Genomic DNA, 21,669 nt, shown 5'->3' on the forward strand with positions numbered 1-21,669 from the left:
CCATCACCTAAACCCAACAAGGAGACAAGCTCGTGGAACAGGAGTTGCTAAATCTGACCGCCACGGTCGCCGAGTTAAAGGCAAAGGCGGATGCCACTGGCACCATCTTTTCTGAGACTTTCTATTATCTCACCATCCCATTGATGGTTCTTATTCACGTGGGCTTTTTGGCCTATGAAATGGGGGCGTCCCGATCCAAAAACGCGCTGGCCTCGGGGATCAAGAACATCCTGGCCTTTGCCATGATCGTGCCCTTCTTTTATTATGTCGGCTGGTGGATTTACTGGGCCTTCCCAACAGGTCTGACCCTGTCAGAAGGGGCTATGGGCATTTCTGGTCTGGCCTATGCCAACGAAGTTGCAAGCCCGCTGAGCCAATATATGGGCCCCAATCTGGATGACCGCGCATCGGGCGTGTTCTGGGGCGCATTTGTGCTCTTTGCGGCGACCACCGCATCAATCCTGTCTGGCGGCGTGATCGAACGTATCCAACTGACAGGCTTTATCGTTCTCGCTGTGGTTCTGGGCGCCTTTGTCTGGATTTTGGCTGCGGCTTGGGGCTGGCACGCAGATGGCTGGCTGGTCAGCCAGTTTGGCTATCATGACTTTGGTGCAGCAGGCGTTGTCCACATGATCGCAGGCTTCTTTGCGCTTGGTGTTCTGATCAACCTTGGACCGCGGATCGGTAAGTTCAATCCCGACGGCTCTGCCAATGCAATCTCTGGCCACTCCATGCCCATGACCCTGATTGGCCTGATGCTGATTATTGCGGGCTTCTGGGGCTTCTTGATGGGCTGTGTGATTGTGCCGGGTGAAGCCTGGTCCTGGTCTGGTGGTATTGAAACCTCGATCTATGGCACGCCGATGACCATGTCGGGCATGACCTTCAACATCCTGATGGGCTTTGCCGGTGGTATCATTGGTGCCTGGATGGTGACCCGCGATCCGTTCTGGATGATGTCCGGCGCGCTGGGTGGGATTATCTCCTGTGCGGCAGGCATTGATCTGTGGTGGCCGCCACTGGCCTTTGTCATCGCCTTTGTTGGCGCGGCCATGATGCCCTATGTCGCCAGCCTGGTGGAGAAATTTGGCATCGATGATGCGGTTGGCGCCTTTGCCGTCCACGGCTTCCTGGGCTTCTGGGGTGTCATCGTTGTTGGCATCGCAGCCACTGGCTATCCGGCCATCTTTGGCGAAGCGGATGTGATCGAGATCTCCTTTATGGGGCAGTTGATCGGCGCGGTTGTTATGGCACTTTTGGGCTTTGCTCCCGGCTATCTCATCTCCTTCGCTCTCAAAGTGATGGGCCTCTTGCGGGTGCCAGAAGCGGCTGAGCTGGTGGGCCTTGATGAAACCAAAGTGCCAGCTTCGGCCTATCCCGAAGCGCTGCACCCATCGGTCTCTCCGGCCGAATAATCCCAGACAGAAAGGTTGAAACAATGAATTCACCAGTCACTTCCGGCACTTGGGACGGCTTCACCGGAGCCTATTACACCGGCCTCGGATCGGGCGAGCTTCTGTGGCTCTTGGCGACCATGGCCTTGTTGGTGATCGCCATCGCATTGGGCGCGCGCCACGAAAAGGAAGCCTATGACGCGGTTGAAAAGAAGTAATCGCGCATCGGCAGGGGGCGGTTTGGGCCGCCCCTCCATCCCCCAACTCCTAAACCAATGAACGAAGGATAAGAAAATGACCGCATCATGGAGGTTTTCAGCCCTGGCAGAGCGTCACCGGGCGATGGGCTCTGACCTGGAGGACTGGAGCGGCATGGGCACCGCCTGGACCTATGACAAGGACCAGATGGAAGAATATATGGCGATCCGCACCAAGGCGGGGGTTATGGATGTCTCGGGCCTGAAAAAAGTCCATGTGATCGGCCCCCACGCCAGCCATGTGATTGACCGCGCCACCACCCGCAACGTTGAGAAACTGAAACCGGGCCGCTCCACCTATGCCTGCATGCTGAATGATCAGGGCAAATTTGTGGATGACTGCGTGATCTACCGCATGGGCCCGCACAGCTTTATGGTGGTGCATGGTTCTGGCGCGGGTCACGAGCAGCTGACCATGGCCGCAATGGGCCGCAATGTGACCGTTCAGTTTGACGACGACCTGCACGATATCTCGTTGCAGGGTCCTGTGGCCGTTGATTTTCTGGAAAAACATGTGCCCGGCATTCGCGACGTTGTCTATTTCAGCCATATCCACACGATGCTGTTTGACAAGCCGGTCACCATCTCGCGCACCGGGTACACGGGTGAGCGCGGCTATGAGATCTTTTGCCGCCGCCAGGATGCGGTCGAAATCTGGGATCGTATCGTGGCCGAAGGGGCCGACATGGGGATTATCCCCACCCGCTTTACCACGCTGGATATGTTGCGGGCCGAAAGCTATTTGCTGTTTTTCCCCTACGACAACTCGGAAATGTACCCGTTTGAGGATGAAGCCTGCGGCGACACCCTGTGGGAGCTTGGCCTCGACTTCACAGTGTCCAAGGGCAAAACGGGTTTTCGCGGTGCCGAAGAGCATTATCGCTTGAAGGGCAAGGAACGGTTCAAGATCTACGGCGTCAAGCTGGAAGGTACGGAGCCCGCGGCCGAAGGCGCGCCGATCCTGCGCGATGGTAAACAGGTGGGTGTGGTCACCATTGGCTTTTACAGCCCGCTCAATGACCACAACGTCGGCATTGCACGCATGCCGGTTGATTGCGCAGAGCCAGGTGTGCCGCTGACAATTCAAAACCCAGATGGTGAGATCGCAGCGGTGGCCAGCCCGATGCCATTTTACGATCCTGAGAAAAAGCGGCGCACCGCCAAAGGCTGACGCCCCTCCACCGGCGCGCGATCTGCGTGCGCCGGTGTCTTCCGCGCAAGGCAAAAGGAGAGAGAGACCCCATGACCCAAACGCCATTTACCCCATCCATTATCAGCCGCCCCACCTATGCTCAGTTGCAATCGAACGGCGGCAGCCCTTCTGTGTTGTTGGCCGAAGGCGCCGGCGCTGCAGCCTTGCTGGATCTTTTTGCGCGCGATGCGTCGGTGCTGGATCGCGGGCAGATCTTCTTTGTTACTGCGGGCTCCGATCTGGGGCCGAAACTGCGCGGCGCTGGTGCGCGGGCCTTTCATCAGGGCGACAGCTACAGCGATATCCAGGTCCAATTTCAAACCGCATTGAACGCGGCCCCCATGGGCACCTCGGTCTATCTTGCTGGGGGGGAAGGGGTCATTGGCCAGGCCACATCCGATGCGCTGGCGGCGGGTATCGAGCATGATGCCATTCAGGCCGAACATCGCGGATCGATCGCGCGCCGCATGCAATGTGTGCATTGCAAAGGCATCACCGAAAACGTCACCACCGACCCGTTTACCTGTTCCAACTGTGGTTTGACCCTGTTTGTGCGGGATCATTACTCCCGCCGCCTGGGCGCGTTCCAAGGTGTCTGCGTGGATGCTGAAACACCCGGCGTCATTCCGGAGCAACAGGAGATCCAGCTATGAACAGCCAAGCTTTGCGTGTGTCCGCAGTTGAGCCTTTGACCCCGCGGATCACTCGGTTCCGCTTTGAGCATCCCGAAGGTCAGCCTTTGCCGCTGTTTTCCGGCGGGGCACATGTGGTGGTGGAAATGCCCGACGGCGACACGCTGCGCCGAAATGCCTATTCGCTGATCTCTGATCCGATGGATGGCTCGGGCTATGAAATCGCCGTCCAACGTGAAGAGGAGGGCCGCGGCGGATCGCGGTTTATGCACACCCAAGTGAAGCCCGGCGATATGCTCAACATTGGCACGCCGCTGAACCTTCTGTCATTGGACCTGCGCGCGCGCAAACATGTGCTGATCGCAGGCGGCATTGGCATCACGCCGTTCCTCGCCCAGATCAAACAATTGATCCAGATGGGCCTGACCTACGAGCTGCACTATGCCGCGCGGTCCCGTGACGAGGCGGCGGGGCTGGCGTTGCTGCCCGAAGGCACGAACCTGCATCTCTATTTTGATGCGGAGGGTGAGGTTGTCCCGATCCAAGAGCTGTTGGCGCGCCAACCCACCGGAACGCATGTCTATACCTGCGGTCCCAAGGGTATGATTGCCGCCGTCAAGGAACAGGCGACCGCCTTGGGCTGGCCTGCCTCCGCCGTTCATTCCGAAGCTTTCACCGCGCCGCCGCCGGGTCAGGCCTTCACTGTGACGCTGGCTAAATCGGGCAAGACGCTGACAGTGGGTCCACACCAAAGCCTGCTGGAAGCGCTGGAAGCGGCAGAGGTCGATGTGTCCTGGAGCTGCCGGGGCGGCGCCTGCGGGCAATGTGAAACATCGGTTTCCACCTGCGCTGGCGAACTGCAGCACAATGATCACTGGCTGAGCGAGGAAGACCGCGCAGCCAACACCAAAATCATGCCCTGCGTTTCACGCTTTGTGGGGCAGGATCTGACGCTTGACCTTTAAAGGAGGGACCGATGACCATCCGTTTTAACGACGAAACCTTCCGCGACGATTACACGTTCTACAACTCTCCCGAGGCCATCCAGCGGTTCCCTTTTCCGTTTGACCGGGATGACTACATGTATTCCGTCAATATCGAGCCGCATAAAACGGGCCCCAAAGGCACGCCCTTTGACGTGGCCTTTGATGTGGACGAACATTACGTCAGCGAGATGCGCGACCGGGCCATCACGCTGGAGCAAGATCCCAAACGCTGCCAGTCGCTGCCTCATATGGAGCTGGCGGGCTGGGATCTGCTGGAGTTGATTATGACCTCCAAGGTTGCTGACTACCCGGATCTGTTTGAACTCCATCGTGACGGCAACAGCTGGCGCTGGATCAACAAGCCAATGGGGATCGACGACAGTTTCACTTTTCTGGATGCTTCAACGCTGCCTTACGGTCCGATGGAATATATCACCCGTCAGGCCCAGGGGGATTTTGCGCTGCTGGATCAACGCGATGATAACCTTTGGATGGATGCTGGCATGATCACCAGCCAGGCCGATTGGTCGCTGGATTTCGACATCGGCATGAACTTTTTTGAATGGCACGCGCCGGTGCCCAAAGCGCATGAGATGAAGATCTTCCAACGCGCGCTCAAATTCCTGATGAACGTTCAGCAAGGTGCCCAGTCGCGGCGGTTGAACTGGACGATGACGGTCAACCCGCGTCTGGACACCAGCCCGGAAAACTATCACCTGTGGGGTCCGGAAAAACGCACCGTGACGCCCGAAAATGTGGGCCAAAAACAATATCTGCGGGTTGAATTGCAGACCTTCTGGCGTCTGCCACGTTCCAATGCGCTGGCCTTTCCGATCCGTTGTTACCTGGCAAATTTGCAGGATCTGTCATCGGTTCCCAAATGGGGGCGTCGCCTGCATCGGGTGATCCGTGATCTGCCGGATGAGCTGGCAGATTACAAAGGGTTTGCGGTGAACCGCGCGATGATCATCGACTATCTGGCGCAATTCGATGACGGGGGCGAGACCTCACCGGGCATCTACCCAAACGAAGACAAGACGTGAACCGCGTCCCTGGCGTGCGGAGGATCCGCGCGCCTTTGCCATCAAAGGGGAGGGGGGCCATGGCCTGGTTGATCCTATTTGCTGCAGGTCTATTGGAAACGGCCTGGGCAATCTGTTTGAAATACACTGACGGGCTGACCCGCCTCGTTCCCTCCACGATCACGTTGGTTCTGGTGCTGGTCAGCCTATATATGCTGAGCCTTTCTTTGCGCCACATTCCAGTGGGGACGGCTTATGCGGTCTGGTCCGGTATAGGCGCGGCAGGAACCGTGGTGATTGGCATCCTGATCTACGCCGAACCTCTGTCGTGGCCACGTATGATCTGTGTCGGGCTGATCTTGATTGGTATCATCGGGCTGAAGATGGTGGATTCCGCATGATCTGCGGATCTGTCTTCTGTCTGATTTTGGGGAGAAGTGGCAGCCCGTAGGGGAATCGAACCCCTCTTTCCAGGTTGAAAACCTGGCGTCCTAACCGATAGACGAACGGGCCACTCTGAGTGTGAGCGGGTGTTTAGTTCCAAGAGCGAAGGGTCGCAAGCGGAAAAATACGTTTTTGTGAAATTTCTCAGACGCCAGCGCCCTGTGCGGTTTTAGGCAAGGATTTAAGCAGGCGCTGCGTCCTCCAGGCGCAGCTGGGGCATCTGACGGCCACCCCATGTGTTGATCTCAAGCCGCCCCGCGCAATGGAACCGTGCGCCGCCATGTTCCAACAGCCGCTGCCCCATAGGGGTGTCAAATGCGCCAAAACAGATCGCATCCAGCTTGGCCCCCATCCCATCCGTCAGGCTCAGCTTCAGATGGCTTTCGCCGACCCGCTTGGCAAATTTGATCGCCACATCCGGAAACCCATACCGCGGCGCAGGCGCGCCAGCGCCAAAAGGGCCTGCCAGTTCGATCTGTTCGATCAGATCGACCTTGGCGGCACCCGGCATCAGCATGCCATCCAGTTTCAGATCCTGTGGCCCCAATGCGCCCGCACCCTGTTTGTCCAACAGCTCAGCCAGTCGGGCCATCGCAGGCTCCAGCTGGTCCCGGGCCACGGTCAGACCCGCCGCCATCTTGTGCCCGCCGCCCTTTAACAGAAGGCCTTCTGCGGCGACCTTTTGGATCGACGCACCCAGATCGATGCCAGACACCGACCGGCCGGACCCTTTGCCCTCATCTCCGTCCAGACCAATCACCACCGCCGGACGACCGGTTGCTTCCTTGAGGCGCGAGGCGACGATCCCCACCACCCCCGGATGCCAGCCTTCGCCCGCCGCCCAGACCAATGGCGCATCCAAACCGCGCTCTTCAGCCTGTTCCAGTGCAGCAGCGCGCACGGCGCTTTCAATATCCCGCCGTTCGGTGTTCAACTGATCCAGCCGTTCAGCCATAGCGGCGGCCTCATGAGGATCCTGTGTTGCGAGCAGCCGCGCGCCCAGATCGGCCTTGCCAATGCGACCTCCCGCATTGACACGCGGCCCCAACAAAAAGCCAAGGTGATAGGTCGAAGGCGCGGCGTCCATCCGGCTTACATCGGCCAGGGCCACCAGGCCAGGGCGCTGTCGCCCCCCCATCACCTTCAATCCCTGACGCACCAGCGCCCGGTTTGCACCGATCAAGGGGGCGACATCCGCCACAGTGGCCAGTGCCACCAGATCCAACAGGCTCATCAAGTCCGGGCCTTTCTGCCCCGCCGCACGCATCTGTCGCCCGGTTTCGACCAGCATCAGGAACACAACGCCCGCAGCACAGAAATACCCCAGATCACCGCTTTCATCCTGCCGGTTTGGGTTCACTACCGCGACACACTCCGGCAGGGTTTCCCCACCCAGGTGGTGATCCAGCACGATCACATCCGCGCCTTTGGCGGCGGCAATAGGCTCATGGCTCAAGGTGCCGCAATCGACACAGATGATCAGATCGTGGGCCTCTGCCAATTGCTGCATAGCGGGCACATTGGGCCCATAACCCTCGTCAATCCGGTCTGGGATATAAAGCGTAGCATCCAACCCCATGGCCCGCAGCCAGACCAGCAACAGAGCAGAAGAAGAACCGCCGTCGACGTCATAATCAGCGAATACCGCGATCCGCTCGCGCCTGTTGACCGCCGCCAGAAACCGTGCAGCAGCGGCTTCCATATCTTTCATTTCACGCGGGTCAGGCAGCAGCTCTTTCAGCTTGGGCTGCAAGAACCCTTGCGCTTCCATCGGGGGGACCCCGCGGCGGGCCAGGACCTGACACACCGCAGCCGGCAGGGAGGTCTGCTGCGCCATCATCTCTGCCGCGCGCTCCACCTCCAACGCAGGCCCCACCCAACGGCGCCCGGTCAAAGAGGTCTCAACTCCCAGAAAACTCATGCTCTGCCCTTCGTTTCATGCCAAAAGGCCGGATCCAAATCGGAACCCGGCCCTTTCATCTTTTTATAAATACTCAAAATCCCAAGGTCTGCCCAACCCGGAAGCGCCTGCGATTACTGATGCGAGGCCAGCGGGGTGCGGTAGCTCATGCGGCGCACAGAACCGGTTTTCGAGCGCATCAGCAAGGTTGTGGTCTCAACCCAACCCGGCGAGCGCTTCAGAGCGGGCAGCAGCGACCCGCCGGTCACACCTGTCGCGGCAAAGATCACATCCTGGGTGACCATCTCGTCACGGCTGTAGATGCGGTCCAGATCAGTGATACCTGCTTTGGCTGCGCGGCCTTTTTCGTCATCATTGCGGAACAACAGGCGGCCAAAGATCTGACCACCCATACATTTCAGCGCAGCCGCTGCCAGAACACCCTCTGGCGCGCCGCCCGAACCCATATACATGTCGATGCCAGTGATCTCGGATTCGGCGCAATGCATCACGCCGGCCACGTCACCATCTGTGATCAGGCGGATCGACGCACCGGTTTCACGCACCTCTGCGATCATCGCTTCGTGGCGCGGACGTTCCAGGATGCAGACGGTGATGTCGGACGGGGCACAGCCCTTGGCTTTGGCCAGCGCCTCAACGCGTTCACGCGGGGACATGTCCAGCGTCACAACACCTTCTTCATAGCCCGGACCAATGGCCAGCTTGTCCATATAGGTGTCCGGCGCGTGCAGCATCGAGCCGCGCGGGCCCATGGCGATCACCGTCAGCGCATTGGGCATGTCTTTTGCGGTCAGCGTGGTGCCTTCCAGCGGGTCCAGTGCGATGTCCACACCCGGACCTTTGCCGGTGCCAACTTCTTCGCCAATATAAAGCATCGGCGCTTCATCGCGCTCACCTTCGCCGATCACCACAACACCGGCGATGTCCAACAGGTTCAGCTGCTCGCGCATGGCGTTTACGGCGGCCTGGTCTGCGGCTTTCTCGTCGCCGCGTCCAATCAACGACGCAGATGCCAAAGCCGCCTGTTCTGCAACGCGGGCCAGGCCCAGAGATAACATGCGATCGTGAAATTCAGGGGTGGACGACATTGCGATATCCTTGCTTTAAAACTCTTCTGATCGTCTAGCGCAGCATAAGGCCGCCGGACAAGCGCCTTGTCCTCGGATTTACGGGGTTTGCGCAACCAATTCGCTGCTATGTTTGGTTTTATAGCCGATCTGCAAATTCTGGTTGACGCTTCTGGCAAAAGAAGCGGTTTTTCGCTTCCTTTGCACGGTTTGATGCTGAATTGGGCTCAGACCGTTTCAATCCGCAGCGCAACAGGCGCGACTGAGACAACATCGATCTTTTCCAGCTCCTCCAGAGCTTGATCAATGCTGGCGCGACTGGATTTATGGGTCACAAACAACACCGGTGCCGAGGTTTCGGAATGGCCATATTGGCGCATTCGATCAATCGAAATGCCGCATTCGCCCAGAACCGCTGTCACTTTGGCCAATGCGCCTGGTTTATCCTGCAATGCCATGCGCAGATAAAACGGTGCAGGCAACTCGGCTTGCGCTGCAGGCGCGTCCTGCAGCATTTCGGCGGGTTGTCCAAAGGTCGGCAGGCGGAACCCACGGGCAATATCGCAGATATCGCCCAGAACCGCGCTGGCGGTGGGGCCTTCGCCGGCACCGGGGCCGCGCAACACGATCTGCTCCACCGCATCGCCTTCGATCACCACCATATTGGTGCCACCTTCCAGCTGACCCAAAGGCGAATTCGCAGGGACCAAACAAGGGGTCATGCGCTGTTCAAGCCCACGGCCCGTACGCTGCGCAACGCCCAGCAATTTGATGCGGAACCCCATGTCGGCTGCTGCGCTGATATCCTCAAGCGAGATCCGCTGGATGCCTTCCAGCTGCACATCATCAAACGCCGGTTTGGTGCCAAAGGCAATCGACGCCAAAATGGCCAGCTTGTGTCCCGCATCGATGCCGCCAACGTCCAGATTGGGATCCGCTTCCAGATATCCCAGGCGACCGCACTCCTCGAACAGGGCGTTATAGCCCTGACCGGTGGCTTCCATCTGAGTCAGGATATAATTGCAGGTGCCATTCATCACACCCATCACGCGGGTGATTTCATTGCCTGCCAACCCTTCGGTGAGGGATTTGATCACCGGGATGCCCCCGGCAACACCCGCCTCAAACCGGATCACACGCCCATTGGCCTCGGCGCATTCCGCCAATTCCTGACCGTGGATCGCCAGCAAAGCCTTGTTGGCGGTGACTACATCTTTGCCGGAGGTCAGTGCCGCCTCAACAGCGTCTTTGGCGGCTCCTTCGTGGCCCCCCATCAGCTCCACCAGAACGTCCACATCGTCACGTTTGGCCAGCGCCACGGGATCGGTTTCCCAGGCATAGTCAGACAAGGGAACACCGCGATCCTTGCTGGCGTCCCGTGCAGATACGGCGGTGATCACAATCGGACGTCCGGTGCGCGCTTCCAACATGGCGGCCTGGCGGCGAATGATTTTTACAACGCCGATGCCGACGGTTCCCAAACCTGCAATTCCAAGGCGAAGCGGCTTAGTCATTATCGGAAGTCCCTTTTGGTCATCTTTCGGTCCCCGCATATCGGGTTCAGTCCAAGGGTGCAATGTGGCGTGGCTGTAATGACATCGGATTTCCCGCCGATGTGAGCGACCAACGGGTCAGATCTCTCGGTTTTTCAGCGCCGCTGCGCGGGATTTCAGCCGTTGGGCGCGCGCTTTGAGTTCGGCGTCCAGCTCTTGGCCTTGGACCGTTGGGGCAACTTGGGTCGGGACCGCGTCGTCCAGTGGCAGCAAAGTCGGGTAGGCGGCTCCGCGCAAGTCTGGGGTCAGCTTGCTTTCGATCTCGGGCACCCGTGTGCATGCCGTGACGGCTGCTGCCAGGAACAGGCTCAGCACCATCCGTTTGGGGGCTGGCAGTTTTAAGGCTGGCAAAGAAGAAGCAGGGCGCAGCATCTGGGGGTCCTTTGTCGCAAGTTGCCCCTGTCAACCATATTTGCAGCAAAGCTGGCAAGAGTGGGTTTTTATTGAACGTTCGTTCATTAACCCTATACTGCAAGGATGGCACGCACCCAAGGATCCCATTCCGATATCACCGGACCCAAAATTCGCGCAGTGGCTTTGCGGCTGTTTGCGCAGCATGGTTATGCTGCGGTGTCCATGCGCCAGATTGCCAAAGAGGTGGGCGTTCAGGCCGGGGCTTTGTACAACTATATACCTGACAAGCAAAGCCTGCTGGTCACTTTGATGGAAACCCATATGACCGATGTTCTGGCGGCCTGGACGGCGCGGCTGGAGACTTTGGATGACGCAGATGTCCTCCACCGGCTGGAGGCTTTTACCCGGTTCCACATAAGGTTTCACATGGAACGCCCGGATGCGGTGTTTATTGCCTATATGGAGCTGCGAAACCTCACGCCCGCGCATTTCACCCATATTGAGGCGCTGCGCAGCCGGTATGAAAACGGGCTGCGCGACATTCTGGAAGAGGGTGTTTCCGCCAAGGCCTTCCAGATCACCGACCCCAAGATCACCACTTTGGCCGTGATTGGCATGCTGAACGGGGTCATGACTTGGTATCGGAGCGGCGGCCGTCTGTCCCTTGAGGAGGTGGAGACCATCTATTGGGATATGGTGCGCAAGGCCGTGGGGGCCTGACGCACCGCCACATGTCACTTTTGCCGCTGATCCGGATGCAGGGCGGTGCCCAGAATATGCTCTGACCGGTGGATCACGTGATGCGCCTGGCCGACGATCAAAGGATCCGGGCTGCCGATGAATTCATGATCCTTGTCGGGGTAGTCAATGGTCGACAAAAAGTGACGCATACAGTTCAGGCGTGCCCGTTTCTTGTCGTTGGACTTGATAATGGTCCAGGGCGCATCAGCGGTGTCAGTGTAGAAGAACATCGCCTCCTTGGCCTCGGTGTAATCATCCCATTTCGCCAGACTTGCTTTGTCGATCGGGCTCAGCTTCCATTGTTTCAGCGGATCTGTTTCGCGGGACTTGAACCGGCGGCGTTGCTCGTCTTGGGTGACTGAGAACCAGTATTTGTAGAACCGGATACCAGAGCGCACGAGCATCCGTTCCAGATCCGGTGTCTGACGCATGAATTCCAGGTATTCATTGGGCGAACAAAAGCCCATGACCCGCTCCACCCCGGCGCGGTTGTACCAAGACCGGTCATAAAAGACCATTTCGCCCACGGTTGGCAGCTCTTGGATATAGCGTTGGTAATACCATTGGCCTTTTTCTTCCCAAGTGGGTTTGTTCAAGGCCACCACGCGGGCCTGACGGGGGTTCAGATGCTCCATGAACCGTTTGATCGTTCCGCCTTTGCCAGCCGCATCGCGCCCTTCGAACAGTAATACAAACCGCTCACCGGTCTCTTGGGCCCAGAGCTGCACTTTTAACAGTTCCGCCTGCAATTTGGCTTTCTCCGCCTCATAGGTGCGGCGCGCCAGCTTGCGGCGATAAGGGTATTTGCCGCTTTCAAAGGCCTTGCGCACAGCCTCCGCACTGGGGGCGGCGGGCCTGGGTTTTTGGGCCGGGGCGGGCGCATCTTCTGAAATTTGGGGCGCAGGTTGGGGGGTAGGCTCGGAATTGGCAGGTTGCAGGTCCTGAGGCTCGATCCGGGTCACAGTCTCCATGGGCGGCGTCTCCTTTCATCACACTGAACTGTCGCTTTGCGCGATCGCGCAGAGGATGACTGGACCGGCCGGGTCTTGCGTTGATCCGTGTCAAGAAATCGTTACATTTCACGAGCCGGATCGCAAAAAGCCCACCAAATGCGGCGGGCTTTTCCGAGTGTTTAAGGTCGTTGCGAAAACGCTCAATGCGCGGGGCGAATGAAGGTCCCATTGCGCAGCTCACGAAAGGCTTTGCGCAGCTCTTCCTGGGTGTTCATCACAATTGGTCCGTGCCAGGCAACCGGCTCATCAATTGGCGCGCCGGAGATCAGCAAAAATCGGATCCCTTCAGGGCCCGCCTGAACCGTTACTTCGTCGCCCGAGCCAAAACGCACCAAGGTACGATTGCCGGACATGTCGCGGATATTGACCTCCTGGCCCATTACTTCTTTTTCGAGCAACACGCCTTCCGGCGCGGCGGCATCCACAAACATGCCCGCGCCATCAAAGACATAGGCAAAGGCGCGGCGATAGGTGTCGATCTTGAACGTCTTTTTGACACCAGCAGGCACATAGACGTCCAGATATTGCGGATCCGCCGCGATACCGTCCACCGGACCCTTTTGGCCCCAGAAATCGCCGACGATGATTTTGACACGGGTGCCGTCATCATCGATCACCTCGGGAATGTCCGTGCCTTGGATGTCCTGATACCGTGGCGCGTCCATTTTATGCGCGCTGGGCAGGTTGCCCCACAGCTGGAACCCATGCATCTGACCAGCGGTGTTTCCGGCGGGCATCTCCTGATGCAGGATCCCGGACCCAGCCGTCATCCACTGAATATCGCCTGCGCCCAAGGTGCCGGTATTGCCCAGCGAGTCGCTGTGCTCCACCGTTCCTGCCAGAACATAGGTGATTGTCTCGATCCCGCGGTGGGGGTGCCAGGGGAAACCTTTGGCGTAATCCGCGGGGCTTTCGCCACGGAAATCGTCAAACAGCAAAAACGGGTCCAGCTCGCTTGGATCCTGAAATCCAAAGGCGCGGTGCAGGTTTACACCGGCCCCTTCGACAGTGGGAACCGCCTGGCGTTGTTCAAGAACGGGTCTGAGTGACATAGCGCGTCTCCTGTGGCTTCGTGATGGCCAGAAACCTAGACTTTGCCCCCCCGAATGAGTAGAGGCACCCAGACACGGCCTTTGTTCAAAGGCGCACAATAGAGGGCGGGGCCCGCCCCAAGGGAGAGACAGATGAGCACCGAAGTCCTGGCAACCGTTTCCGCCTCAGCGCCCCGGCGTGTGATTGGGGTGGCCATGTTGGCGGCCTTGGGGGCGCTGGTTCTGTATCTCGCGCTGCAAGCCGGGCAGGGCGCTTTGTGGACTGTGTTCCTGGCTGCGATGGGAATTGGGTCGATCTGGCTGGCGCTGCGGATGTGGCAGGCAACCGAAGCCACCGTGATCCTGACCGCCGAAGGTCTGCACAGCAGCGATGGTACAGTGATTGCAGCCATTGAAGACATCGCCGCCGTCGAACGTGGTTTTCTGGCGATGAAACCGTCCAATGGCTTTGTAATCCGCACCAAAACCGCAGGCCCGCGTGCCTGGCAGCCAGGTCTGTGGTGGCGTCTGGGCAAACGGGTCGGCATTGGCGGGGTGACACCGGGAAGCCACTCCAAAACCATGTCCGAGATCCTGGCGGCGCTTCTGACCGATGCGACGTTGATTGATCAAATGAAAAACGGCCCGGACCAAGGATGATCCGGGCGCGTTGCGTCATTGAAATGTCTTTCTGAAATCAGATCGTCTCGTTCGTGAAGTCATCATGGGCAGGGCCGGGAATAATCTCGCCTTCAAATCGTACCAGGGGTGCAAAACGGGGACGGGTAAAAACAAACGTCTCGATATCCAGCAGAGATTTCTCCAGAAGGACATCTTCGTCCTGATCGAACCGCTCACCGCGCACATCCAGCATCGCAAAAGGGAAGACTGGAGTGACCTGATTGTGAGTCTCAACCAGAATGACGCGCTCCTGATCTGGCATATTGGGCAGACGGGTTGTGAGAGCCTCGACACTGCTGTCGTTCAGCTGCGCATAGGCTTGTCCGCGAACTCGTGACCAATCGACATAATACCGATCATCATCTTCGTCCCACCGCACGATTGTCACCCGCAGTGACAGAACTGAGTCCGGACGCACCAGCAACTCTGCCATGTTCTGCATACTGTCGATATAGTCCTCGTTCAGCTCCTGCGTTTCACGCGAGATCAAGTCTGACACAGTGTAAGCCGCCTTGAGATTGATACTTTCCTGACGGAAGGCATCAAAGAAGGTGACAATAACCGCAAAGATGAAAAGGATCAGCGGCAGGTAGATGGCAAATTCAACCGTGATTGAACCTTCGGTATCGGATGCAAACCGTTTTGCCTTTTGAGAAAACAACTTACGCATAGCTTACCTCGGTTCCTGAACAAATGCCGATGCCGCATAGAGTTTGATGCGACCTTCGCCATCCTTGGGCAGGGCGGCACCCAGACCCCAGGTGGGCATGAAAGGGTTAAATGTCATACAAGCGCGGATAAACATCAGCTCGTTGGACTGACCGTTTTCAAAACTGCGTACGGGATTGATGTCCGCAGCGGTTGACGTGTTGACACAGTCCGGAACCGGATCAATGTCGGTCCAGGCAAAGGGATCCACCTGCACCAGCTCCAACCGCATCTGGGTTCGGCAATCATCCACAAAACCTGCACGTTCGCAGATATTGTCACGCACCTCATCGTGTGAGAAGCTGCTGCCCGTGCCAAGGCGTAGATCACGTACCGTCAGATCCAACGCACGTTCCAACATTGATCCGCGCAGCTGGATCAACCCCAGCTCGATTGTTGTCAAAAGGATCAGCAACAGCAGCGGGAAGAAGATCGCGAACTCTACGGCAAAGGACCCTTCCTCGTTGCGGCGGAATTGGCGCAGCTTGTCTTTCAAGGTAAAACGGATCATTGGGTCAACCTCAGCTGGCGGATCGAGGTGGCGATGGATGCAAAGGCATCGTTGATCTCCAACCCATCCACATCAAAGAAATGCGCATCAGAGCTTGCGCAGTTGCGCAGCACGGCTTGTCCGCTGGAGGGCGCTTCAAATCCGATTGTGTAGACAATGATGCCTTCGGCCTTGGCCGCGTCGCAAATTGCCTGGGTTCGATTGTTCTTAGCGCTGCCGCCCACGGTGCTGTATGCGCCATAATAATAGGTGTTGCGGGCGGTGTTGGTGCCTTGCCAGTCGCCAAACAGGCGATCCGAGACATAGCGCAGACTGGTATCAGCCCAAAGGTCCACATAGCTCAGCCGTTCGGCAGATCCCGGTTCATCTTCCCACCAGCAGCTGTAATAGCCGCATCTGCGATATTCACCTTCGCCATAGGGATGGTCTTCCCAACGGTTGAACCCGTCCCACCAATATTCGTCGCGGGACGCGTTATAGGTGGAGTAAACATTCGCCGCATCATTGTACCAGACATCCGACATCAGACCTGCGTCGCGGAAGTGGTCGCGGATGTAATATTGCGAGGTGTTTTGGCCATCTGTCATCAGCACGATGATCTTGAGTGTTTCCGCATCCGTATAGGCCGCCGGGCGGGTCGCGAAATCAGGCGATATGTAAGGATCGTCGCCGGAACTCAGGTTCACAATCGCCGGGTTCAGACTGGGGTCCAGCAAGGCGGTGCCCCATTTCATTCCAAGATCGATCGAGGTGTTCCCCTCGGCAACCAAACCATCGATGAAGCCTTTTAACGTATCTTCGTCCTGCTGCATCAGCAGCATTTCCCGCGACGCCCGGTCGTCACAGGTTGGCAAGCGTACAAGGCGCGTGTCGTCGGTGCGTCGGTCAGTCGCGTACCACGGCGCAAAATGCATTGTGCGTTCGTAGGTTGCATCGAGATCCAGCGTTGTCGTATTGAAATCCGATGCATCAAAGTTGATGCAGTTGGAGTAGGGCTGTTCAACAGCGGTGTTCAACTGCGCATAAAGCTCGTCCGGGCCTGACACCTGTGTCGCATAGGGAATGATCGACATCGACATCTTTCCATCGATCGTGTTCAAGCCGATGGCATCCACAAACTGTTTCGCCGCAACCTTGAGGTTTGGCAGGCGTGAGTTGGAATTCATGGAACCTGATACGTCCAGTACCAGCGAGATCTCGATATCGTCGATACTCTCTTCGGCACGGGCGCGGGCAAACAGCGTCAATTCCGTATTGCCCACCAGTCCTAGGTATTGGGTTGCAAAAGACGTCTCGATCGAGCTTTCGACCTTGCGGTACCCTTGTCCCATATCAACAAACGGCGTCTCGTAGTATTCCGCGAGGCCAGATTTGGTCAGGTAGTCCTCAACGACAGCTTCGGGCTCAAAAGGCTGGTCCAGATCTGCCGCAGCCAGAACCGCACGGTCCAAAGTATATTGTAAAACAGTGCGGTCCCGCTCATAGCGCATCAAATCAATGCCGATACCGCCGACGATCAGCATTAAGACAGAGACCACGACCATAGGTTTGGCCAACACCCCGTCTTCCTGACGGCGAAAGGCACTGAACATCGCAAGTGCCGAAGACGACACGCGGCGCAATGGGGTTCTCACTTTTTGGTCGAACGCAGACATTGTAAATCACCTAGTGGACCACTTCCAACACACACTTAGTCAGCGCGGGAAGGTGGCCGGATTTCGAAAGATATTCTCATTTAGATATGGTTTAGGAAGGTGACCAAAATGGGGCGGAAACTGGCCGGATTTGCCAATGTTTGCAGGTAATTCTGGACAATTTCCGCAGAGTTTGTCGTGCTGTTTCTAGCTGGGAAACGGGGCACATCAGTTGGAAGGCGAATCGAGGTCAAACAGGTCTCGAAATATGTTTTTCATAAATTGCCTAAAAAATCAGCAAAGTGTAAACCTTTACTTACCCTCCCGCTTTATTGTGATGCGGTGAGTCGTCTTTAAAATTTTGGAGTAGGTGGAATGCACCCTCAAAAAGAGCCCAGCTTCCGTGAAAGCGTGGATTTGATGTTCAATCGGGCGGTCGCCCTGATGGATCTGGCACCGGGGCTGGAACAGAAAATTCGGGTTTGCAACGCGACCTATACCGTGCGGTTTGGTGTGCGCTTGCGTGGTGAGATCCGCACCTTTACCGGCTATCGCTCTGTTCATTCCGAACATATGGAACCGGTAAAAGGCGGTATTCGTTTCGCGCCAGAGGTCAATCAGGACGAGGTCGAGGCGCTGGCGGCTTTGATGACGTATAAATGCGCGCTGGTTGAGGCACCGTTTGGGGGCTCCAAAGGGGGCTTGTGCATTGACCCGCGCGAGTATGAGGAACATGAGCTGGAGCGGATCACCCGCCGCTTTGCTTATGAACTGGCAAAGCGCGATATGATCAACCCCGCGCAAAACGTACCCGCGCCCGATATGGGCACAGGTGAGCGTGAGATGGCCTGGATCGCTGACCAATATCAGCGCATGAACACCACCGACATCAATGGTCGTGCCTGTGTGACTGGCAAACCGCTGAATGCGGGCGGTATCTCGGGGCGGGTCGAAGCCACCGGTCGCGGTGTTCAATACGCCCTGCGTGAATTCTTCCGCCATCCCAAAGATGTCGCTGCCGCCAATCTGTCCGGTTCGCTTGAGGGTAAGCGGGTGATCGTACAGGGCCTGGGCAATGTGGGCTATCACGCGGCCAAATTCCTGTCTGAAGAAGACGGCAGCATCATCACCGGCATCATCGAACGCGACGGTGCGCTGTTTAGCGAAACAGGGTTTGACGTTGAAGCGGTGCGCAATTGGATTGTCGCCCATGGTGGCGTCAATGGGTACCCGCATGGCCAATATGTCGCCAACGGTGCCGTGGTTCTGGAAGAGGCCTGTGACATCCTGATCCCAGCGGCAATGGAAGGGGTGATCAACCTCTCGAACGCGGACCGGATCAAGGCGCCGCTGATCATCGAGGCCGCGAACGGTCCGGTCACTGCGGGCGCGGATGAGGTGCTGCGTGAGAAAGGCTGCGTGATCATTCCTGACATGTATGCCAACGCCGGTGGTGTGACGGTGTCGTATTTTGAGTGGGTGAAAAACCTCAGCCACATCCGCTTTGGCCGCATGCAGCGCCGTCAGGAAGAAGCGCGGCACCAGCTGGTGGTCGACGAGCTTGAAAAACTGTCATCCGCCATGGGCAACACCTGGACTCTGGATGGTAAATTCAAGGAACGCTACCTGCGCGGCGCGGATGAGCTGGAGCTGGTGCGCTCTGGTCTCGATGACACAATGCGCATTGCCTACCAAGCCATGAGCGAGACCTGGCATGCGCGCGACGATGTCGAGGATCTGCGCACCGCCGCATACCTGGTCTCCATCGACAAAGTGGCCAAAAGCTACCGCGCCAAAGGCCTGTGAGTTCGGCCGTTACCGCAGACAAAACCTAAAATTTATGCAAACCGCGCGTCCCCGTCTGGCGCGCGGTTTCACTTTGAGTGCGTCACAGGTGCTCACAGATTGCCAATCCGGCGTGGCGGTGGCAGACCTGCGCGGCTACTCTCGCGAGACCACGAAATGATTCCCGGAGCTCATTGATATGACGCGCGTCTTTTCCACCGCCCTGCGCCTGACCCTTGCAGCCGCGCTTGCGGTGCCCCTGTCCACAGCCCCTCTGATGGCACAGGACTCCGCCCCGGCCGACAGCAAAGAAGACAGCTGCCGGTATCAAGGACAAGTGATGGCCGCCGTCCAAATGGCCCATCGCCGCCGGGTTAAGGAAGAAAAGGCCGAGGCGCATATCCTAGCAGAAGATCCGGAATGGCCCGCCCAATATTCCAAAGCCATTCCCCAATTGGTGAAACATGTCTATGCTCAAAAACGCAGCGACCTGCGGGGCGTGGATCTGGGTGCGGTGTTTGAACAGCAGTGCCTTGAGAACTGGGACCAGATCCAGAAACTGCAACAAGATCTGCAACAGCCGTCGAATTAATCAACGCCCTTTTTGAGGACCAGCAGTAATACCATGGCTCTGCCGCCCGGCTTCTTAGATGAATTGCGCAACCGCATCAGCCTTTCCGACGTTGTCGGGCGCAAAGTCACGTGGGATCAACGCAAAAGCCAGACGGCCAAAGGGGATTACTGGGCCTGTTGCCCGTTTCACCACGAAAAAAGCCCCTCGTTCCATGTGGATGATCGCAAAGGGTATTACTACTGTTTCAGCTGCCAGGCCAAAGGCGATGCGCTGACCTTTGTCCGCGAGACTGAGAATGTCGGCTTTATGGAAGCGGTTGAGATCCTTGCGACCGAAGCCGGGATGGAAATACCCAAACGTGACCCGCGCGCCCAGCAGCAACAGGACCGTCGCGCGCTGTTGGCAGAAGTGATGGAACAGGCGGTGCAGTATTTCCGCCTGCAGCTGCGCACGGGCCGTGCAGCCGAGGCCCGCGCTTATCTGGAGCGCCGCGGCCTCAGCCCCGAGGCGCAAGAACGTTGGGAAATCGGCTTTGCGCCTGAGGGCTGGCAAAACCTGTGGGACGCGCTGCGCGCCAAGAATGTGCCCGAAGACCTGATTATTGCTGCAGGGCTTGCCAAACCATCCAACAAAGGCGGCAAACCCTATGACACGTTCCGCAACCGGATCATGTTTCCAATCCGGGATGCGCGTCGACGCGCCATTGCTTTTGGCGGCCGCGCTATGGATCCCAATGACAATGCCAAATACCTGAACTCCCCCGAGACCGAGTTGTTTGACAAAGGCCGCAGCCTTTATAATCACGGGCCTGCACGAGCGGCTTCGGGGCGTGAAGCCCCGTTGATTGTTGCCGAAGGCTATATGGATGTGATTGCCCTGTCTGAGGGCGGATTTACGGCCTCGGTCGCGCCTCTGGGCACGGCGGTCACGGAAAACCAGCTGCAAATGCTGTGGAAAATGTCGGATGAGCCGATCATCGCGCTGGATGGCGACAAGGCCGGTATCCGCGCCGCTATGCGCCTGATCGACATGGCCCTGCCGCAGCTTGAGGCGGGGAAATCCCTGCGTTTTGCCATTATGCCCGATGGCAAAGACCCCGATGACATGATCCGCGCCGAAGGGGCTGAGGCGGTGCAGGCGGTGCTGGATCAGGCGATCCCTATGGTGCGCCTGCTGTGGCAACGCGAGACCGAGGGGAAGGTTTTTGACAGCCCCGAACGCAAAGCCGCGCTCGACAAGGCGCTGCGCGAGAAAATCAAACTGATCCGTGATCCCTCGATCCGCAAACATTATGGCGAGGATATCAAAGAGCTGCGATGGCAGCTGTTTCGCGGCAACCGTTCCGGCGGGCAGGGGGGGACGTTTACACCGCGTGCCAAACAATCTGGCGGGTTTCGCGACGGTGCGCGTGCGCCTTGGCGCGGCGCTCCGGCGGGCCCGGCCTCAACCACGCGTGCCTCATTGCTGACCAATGCCGATGAGCGCGCGTTTGCCCAGATGCGCGAAGCCGTGGTTCTGGCGACATTAATTGCCACGCCGACTGTTATTGTTGAATACGAAAGCAATCTGGAACGGCTGGACTGTCAAGATGCCGACAATGCCCTATTGCGGGATCTTGTTCTGCGGGTGGGTATCGATGCGCCCGACCGTTTACGGGAAGAGATCGACTATAATTTGGGACCCCACGCCCTTGAAAACCTCATGGGGCTGCGCCATGTGGCAATCAGTGCAGGCGCGCGCAACCCTGGCGATGAAGAAACGGCTCGACTGGTTCTGGCCGAAGAATTCGCAAAACTTGAATCCGCGCGCGGCCTGGATGTGGAATTGGCAGAAGCAACCGACGACATTCGCGCGCTGGAAGATGAAGCGGTGACATGGCGGTTGAGCCAGGCGGCGGAAGCCCGCAACAAAGCGGTGCGCAGCGAAAGCGAAGACCGTGCAAACTACGATGTGGCCGACAATGGGGTCCGTCTCAATCGTGAGGAAAGAGACAGTTTTGGGGCGCTGTTGGACCGAATCGGCTTCGCTAAAAAATGATTCCGCCCGTGAAATGGTCGTTTTGCTAAGGAAGACCAAAAGAAAATTGGGTAAATGTGGTGACGAATCAAAACTTCGCGCTAATGATTCGGATCACCGAATCATACTGCCCTTGAATCCAGCCCCTTGTAA

Annotated in this window: 21 protein-coding genes and 1 tRNA gene; 12 read left to right on the forward strand and 10 right to left on the reverse strand. The window is 57.8% G+C overall.

Annotation, left to right across the window (positions count from 1 at the left end):
* Positions 1-32: 32 nt before the first annotated feature.
* From GFB49_RS10485 to GFB49_RS10515, 7 genes are all read left to right on the forward strand, one after another.
* Positions 33-1,415, forward strand: coding sequence for an ammonium transporter (locus GFB49_RS10485; RefSeq protein WP_343032539.1), 1,383 nt, complete (start codon positions 33-35; stop codon positions 1,413-1,415).
* A 23-nt stretch (positions 1,416-1,438) separates the two neighbouring features.
* On the forward strand, positions 1,439-1,612 hold the full coding sequence (locus GFB49_RS10490) for a hypothetical protein (protein WP_153215817.1): 174 nt from the start codon (positions 1,439-1,441) through the stop codon (positions 1,610-1,612).
* Between the two features lie 76 nt (positions 1,613-1,688).
* Positions 1,689-2,822, forward strand: coding sequence for an aminomethyl transferase family protein (locus GFB49_RS10495; RefSeq protein WP_153215818.1), 1,134 nt, complete (start codon positions 1,689-1,691; stop codon positions 2,820-2,822).
* Positions 2,823-2,893: 71 nt separating this feature from the next.
* Positions 2,894-3,496, forward strand: a complete 603-nt coding sequence (locus tag GFB49_RS10500) for a dimethylamine monooxygenase subunit DmmA family protein (protein ID WP_153215819.1) — start codon at positions 2,894-2,896, stop codon at positions 3,494-3,496.
* On the forward strand, positions 3,493-4,440 hold the full coding sequence (locus GFB49_RS10505; protein ID WP_153215820.1) for a PDR/VanB family oxidoreductase: 948 nt from the start codon (positions 3,493-3,495) through the stop codon (positions 4,438-4,440). The genes GFB49_RS10500 and GFB49_RS10505 overlap by 4 nt, the downstream gene beginning before the upstream one ends.
* An 11-nt stretch (positions 4,441-4,451) precedes the next feature.
* Positions 4,452-5,504 carry a heme-dependent oxidative N-demethylase family protein gene (locus GFB49_RS10510; RefSeq protein ID WP_153215821.1) on the forward strand — a complete coding sequence of 351 codons (1,053 nt, stop codon included), beginning with the start codon at positions 4,452-4,454 and terminating at the stop codon, positions 5,502-5,504.
* Between the two features lie 59 nt (positions 5,505-5,563).
* Positions 5,564-5,884, forward strand: a complete 321-nt coding sequence (locus GFB49_RS10515) for a DMT family transporter (RefSeq protein WP_153215822.1) — start codon at positions 5,564-5,566, stop codon at positions 5,882-5,884.
* Between the two features lie 37 nt (positions 5,885-5,921).
* Here the strand turns inward: GFB49_RS10515 and GFB49_RS10520 are convergent.
* From GFB49_RS10520 to GFB49_RS10540, 5 genes are all read right to left on the reverse strand, one after another.
* A tRNA-Glu gene (locus GFB49_RS10520) sits at positions 5,922-5,996 on the reverse strand.
* 112 nt (positions 5,997-6,108) lie between these two features.
* Positions 6,109-7,848: a single-stranded-DNA-specific exonuclease RecJ gene (gene recJ / locus GFB49_RS10525; protein ID WP_153215823.1), complete on the reverse strand. Its 1,740-nt coding sequence runs from the start codon at positions 7,846-7,848 to the stop codon at positions 6,109-6,111.
* Positions 7,849-7,961: 113 nt separating this feature from the next.
* Complete coding sequence (gene glpX, locus GFB49_RS10530; RefSeq protein WP_153215824.1) at positions 7,962-8,936, reverse strand: class II fructose-bisphosphatase; 975 nt, start codon at positions 8,934-8,936, stop codon at positions 7,962-7,964.
* Positions 8,937-9,142: 206 nt separating this feature from the next.
* Positions 9,143-10,429 carry a homoserine dehydrogenase gene (locus GFB49_RS10535; RefSeq protein ID WP_153215825.1) on the reverse strand — a complete coding sequence of 429 codons (1,287 nt, stop codon included), beginning with the start codon at positions 10,427-10,429 and terminating at the stop codon, positions 9,143-9,145.
* A gap of 117 nt (positions 10,430-10,546) precedes the next feature.
* Positions 10,547-10,840, reverse strand: a complete 294-nt coding sequence (locus GFB49_RS10540; RefSeq protein ID WP_246149673.1) for a hypothetical protein — start codon at positions 10,838-10,840, stop codon at positions 10,547-10,549.
* 105 nt (positions 10,841-10,945) lie between these two features.
* Here GFB49_RS10540 and GFB49_RS10545 point away from each other — a divergent pair, with 105 nt between their 5' ends.
* Entirely contained in the window at positions 10,946-11,542 is a 597-nt protein-coding gene (locus GFB49_RS10545; RefSeq protein ID WP_153215826.1) for a TetR/AcrR family transcriptional regulator, read from the forward strand.
* A gap of 14 nt (positions 11,543-11,556) precedes the next feature.
* On the opposite strand, the gene ppk2 is transcribed toward GFB49_RS10545, so the two are convergent.
* Positions 11,557-12,534: a polyphosphate kinase 2 gene (gene ppk2, locus GFB49_RS10550; protein ID WP_194269312.1), complete on the reverse strand. Its 978-nt coding sequence runs from the start codon at positions 12,532-12,534 to the stop codon at positions 11,557-11,559.
* Between the two features lie 182 nt (positions 12,535-12,716).
* On the reverse strand, positions 12,717-13,628 hold the full coding sequence (locus GFB49_RS10555; protein WP_153215827.1) for a pirin family protein: 912 nt from the start codon (positions 13,626-13,628) through the stop codon (positions 12,717-12,719).
* Between the two features lie 132 nt (positions 13,629-13,760).
* On the opposite strand from GFB49_RS10555, the gene GFB49_RS10560 reads away from it, so the two are divergent.
* Positions 13,761-14,267: a hypothetical protein gene (locus tag GFB49_RS10560; protein WP_153215828.1), complete on the forward strand. Its 507-nt coding sequence runs from the start codon at positions 13,761-13,763 to the stop codon at positions 14,265-14,267.
* 37 nt (positions 14,268-14,304) lie between these two features.
* Here the strand turns inward: GFB49_RS10560 and GFB49_RS10565 are convergent, their stop codons facing one another.
* Genes GFB49_RS10565 through GFB49_RS10575 form a run of 3 tightly spaced genes read right to left on the reverse strand, consistent with a single transcriptional unit; the run spans position 14,305 to position 17,162 of the window.
* Positions 14,305-14,958 (reverse strand): TadE/TadG family type IV pilus assembly protein, encoded by a 654-nt coding sequence (locus GFB49_RS10565; RefSeq protein WP_153215829.1) that lies wholly within the window; start codon positions 14,956-14,958, stop codon positions 14,305-14,307.
* A gap of 3 nt (positions 14,959-14,961) precedes the next feature.
* Positions 14,962-15,507, reverse strand: coding sequence for a TadE/TadG family type IV pilus assembly protein (locus GFB49_RS10570; RefSeq protein WP_153215830.1), 546 nt, complete (start codon positions 15,505-15,507; stop codon positions 14,962-14,964).
* The gene (locus tag GFB49_RS10575) at positions 15,504-17,162 is read right to left on the reverse strand and encodes a pilus assembly protein TadG-related protein (protein WP_153215831.1); all 1,659 of its coding nucleotides are present in this window, start codon (positions 17,160-17,162) and stop codon (positions 15,504-15,506) included. The genes GFB49_RS10570 and GFB49_RS10575 overlap by 4 nt, the downstream gene beginning before the upstream one ends.
* A 354-nt stretch (positions 17,163-17,516) precedes the next feature.
* On the opposite strand from GFB49_RS10575, the gene GFB49_RS10580 reads away from it, so the two are divergent.
* The 3 genes from GFB49_RS10580 (at position 17,517) to dnaG (ending at position 21,537) form a co-directional block, all read left to right on the forward strand.
* Positions 17,517-18,947, forward strand: a complete 1,431-nt coding sequence (locus tag GFB49_RS10580) for a Glu/Leu/Phe/Val family dehydrogenase (protein WP_153215832.1) — start codon at positions 17,517-17,519, stop codon at positions 18,945-18,947.
* A 178-nt stretch (positions 18,948-19,125) separates the two neighbouring features.
* Positions 19,126-19,518, forward strand: a complete 393-nt coding sequence (locus GFB49_RS10585) for a hypothetical protein (protein WP_425505205.1) — start codon at positions 19,126-19,128, stop codon at positions 19,516-19,518.
* Between the two features lie 33 nt (positions 19,519-19,551).
* Positions 19,552-21,537: a DNA primase gene (gene dnaG, locus GFB49_RS10590; protein WP_153215833.1), complete on the forward strand. Its 1,986-nt coding sequence runs from the start codon at positions 19,552-19,554 to the stop codon at positions 21,535-21,537.
* Positions 21,538-21,669 lie beyond the last annotated feature (132 nt).

Origin of the sequence: Tritonibacter litoralis, assembly GCF_009496005.1 — a bacterium.
Taxonomy (GTDB): Bacteria; Pseudomonadota; Alphaproteobacteria; order Rhodobacterales; family Rhodobacteraceae; genus Epibacterium; species Epibacterium litoralis.

Excerpts from the sequence above, each read along its gene's own strand:
- GFB49_RS10540 (WP_246149673.1), bottom strand. The coding sequence starts at position 10,840 with ATGCTGCGCCCTGCTTCTTCTTTGCCAGCCTTAAAACTGCCAGCCCCC.
- GFB49_RS10545 (WP_153215826.1), top strand. The coding sequence starts at position 10,946 with ATGGCACGCACCCAAGGATCCCATTCCGATATCACCGGACCCAAAATT.
- GFB49_RS10495 (WP_153215818.1), top strand. The coding sequence starts at position 1,689 with ATGACCGCATCATGGAGGTTTTCAGCCCTGGCAGAGCGTCACCGGGCG.
- GFB49_RS10510 (WP_153215821.1), top strand. The coding sequence starts at position 4,452 with ATGACCATCCGTTTTAACGACGAAACCTTCCGCGACGATTACACGTTC.
- GFB49_RS10515 (WP_153215822.1), top strand. The coding sequence starts at position 5,564 with ATGGCCTGGTTGATCCTATTTGCTGCAGGTCTATTGGAAACGGCCTGG.
- dnaG (WP_153215833.1), top strand. The coding sequence starts at position 19,552 with ATGGCTCTGCCGCCCGGCTTCTTAGATGAATTGCGCAACCGCATCAGC.
- GFB49_RS10560 (WP_153215828.1), top strand. The coding sequence starts at position 13,761 with ATGAGCACCGAAGTCCTGGCAACCGTTTCCGCCTCAGCGCCCCGGCGT.
- glpX (WP_153215824.1), bottom strand. The coding sequence starts at position 8,936 with ATGTCGTCCACCCCTGAATTTCACGATCGCATGTTATCTCTGGGCCTG.
- GFB49_RS10585 (WP_425505205.1), top strand. The coding sequence starts at position 19,126 with ATGACGCGCGTCTTTTCCACCGCCCTGCGCCTGACCCTTGCAGCCGCG.
- GFB49_RS10505 (WP_153215820.1), top strand. The coding sequence starts at position 3,493 with ATGAACAGCCAAGCTTTGCGTGTGTCCGCAGTTGAGCCTTTGACCCCG.
- GFB49_RS10575 (WP_153215831.1), bottom strand. The coding sequence starts at position 17,162 with ATGTCTGCGTTCGACCAAAAAGTGAGAACCCCATTGCGCCGCGTGTCG.
- ppk2 (WP_194269312.1), bottom strand. The coding sequence starts at position 12,534 with ATGGAGACTGTGACCCGGATCGAGCCTCAGGACCTGCAACCTGCCAAT.
- GFB49_RS10580 (WP_153215832.1), top strand. The coding sequence starts at position 17,517 with ATGCACCCTCAAAAAGAGCCCAGCTTCCGTGAAAGCGTGGATTTGATG.
- GFB49_RS10490 (WP_153215817.1), top strand. The coding sequence starts at position 1,439 with ATGAATTCACCAGTCACTTCCGGCACTTGGGACGGCTTCACCGGAGCC.
- GFB49_RS10500 (WP_153215819.1), top strand. The coding sequence starts at position 2,894 with ATGACCCAAACGCCATTTACCCCATCCATTATCAGCCGCCCCACCTAT.
- GFB49_RS10555 (WP_153215827.1), bottom strand. The coding sequence starts at position 13,628 with ATGTCACTCAGACCCGTTCTTGAACAACGCCAGGCGGTTCCCACTGTC.
- GFB49_RS10565 (WP_153215829.1), bottom strand. The coding sequence starts at position 14,958 with ATGCGTAAGTTGTTTTCTCAAAAGGCAAAACGGTTTGCATCCGATACC.
- GFB49_RS10570 (WP_153215830.1), bottom strand. The coding sequence starts at position 15,507 with ATGATCCGTTTTACCTTGAAAGACAAGCTGCGCCAATTCCGCCGCAAC.
- GFB49_RS10535 (WP_153215825.1), bottom strand. The coding sequence starts at position 10,429 with ATGACTAAGCCGCTTCGCCTTGGAATTGCAGGTTTGGGAACCGTCGGC.
- recJ (WP_153215823.1), bottom strand. The coding sequence starts at position 7,848 with ATGAGTTTTCTGGGAGTTGAGACCTCTTTGACCGGGCGCCGTTGGGTG.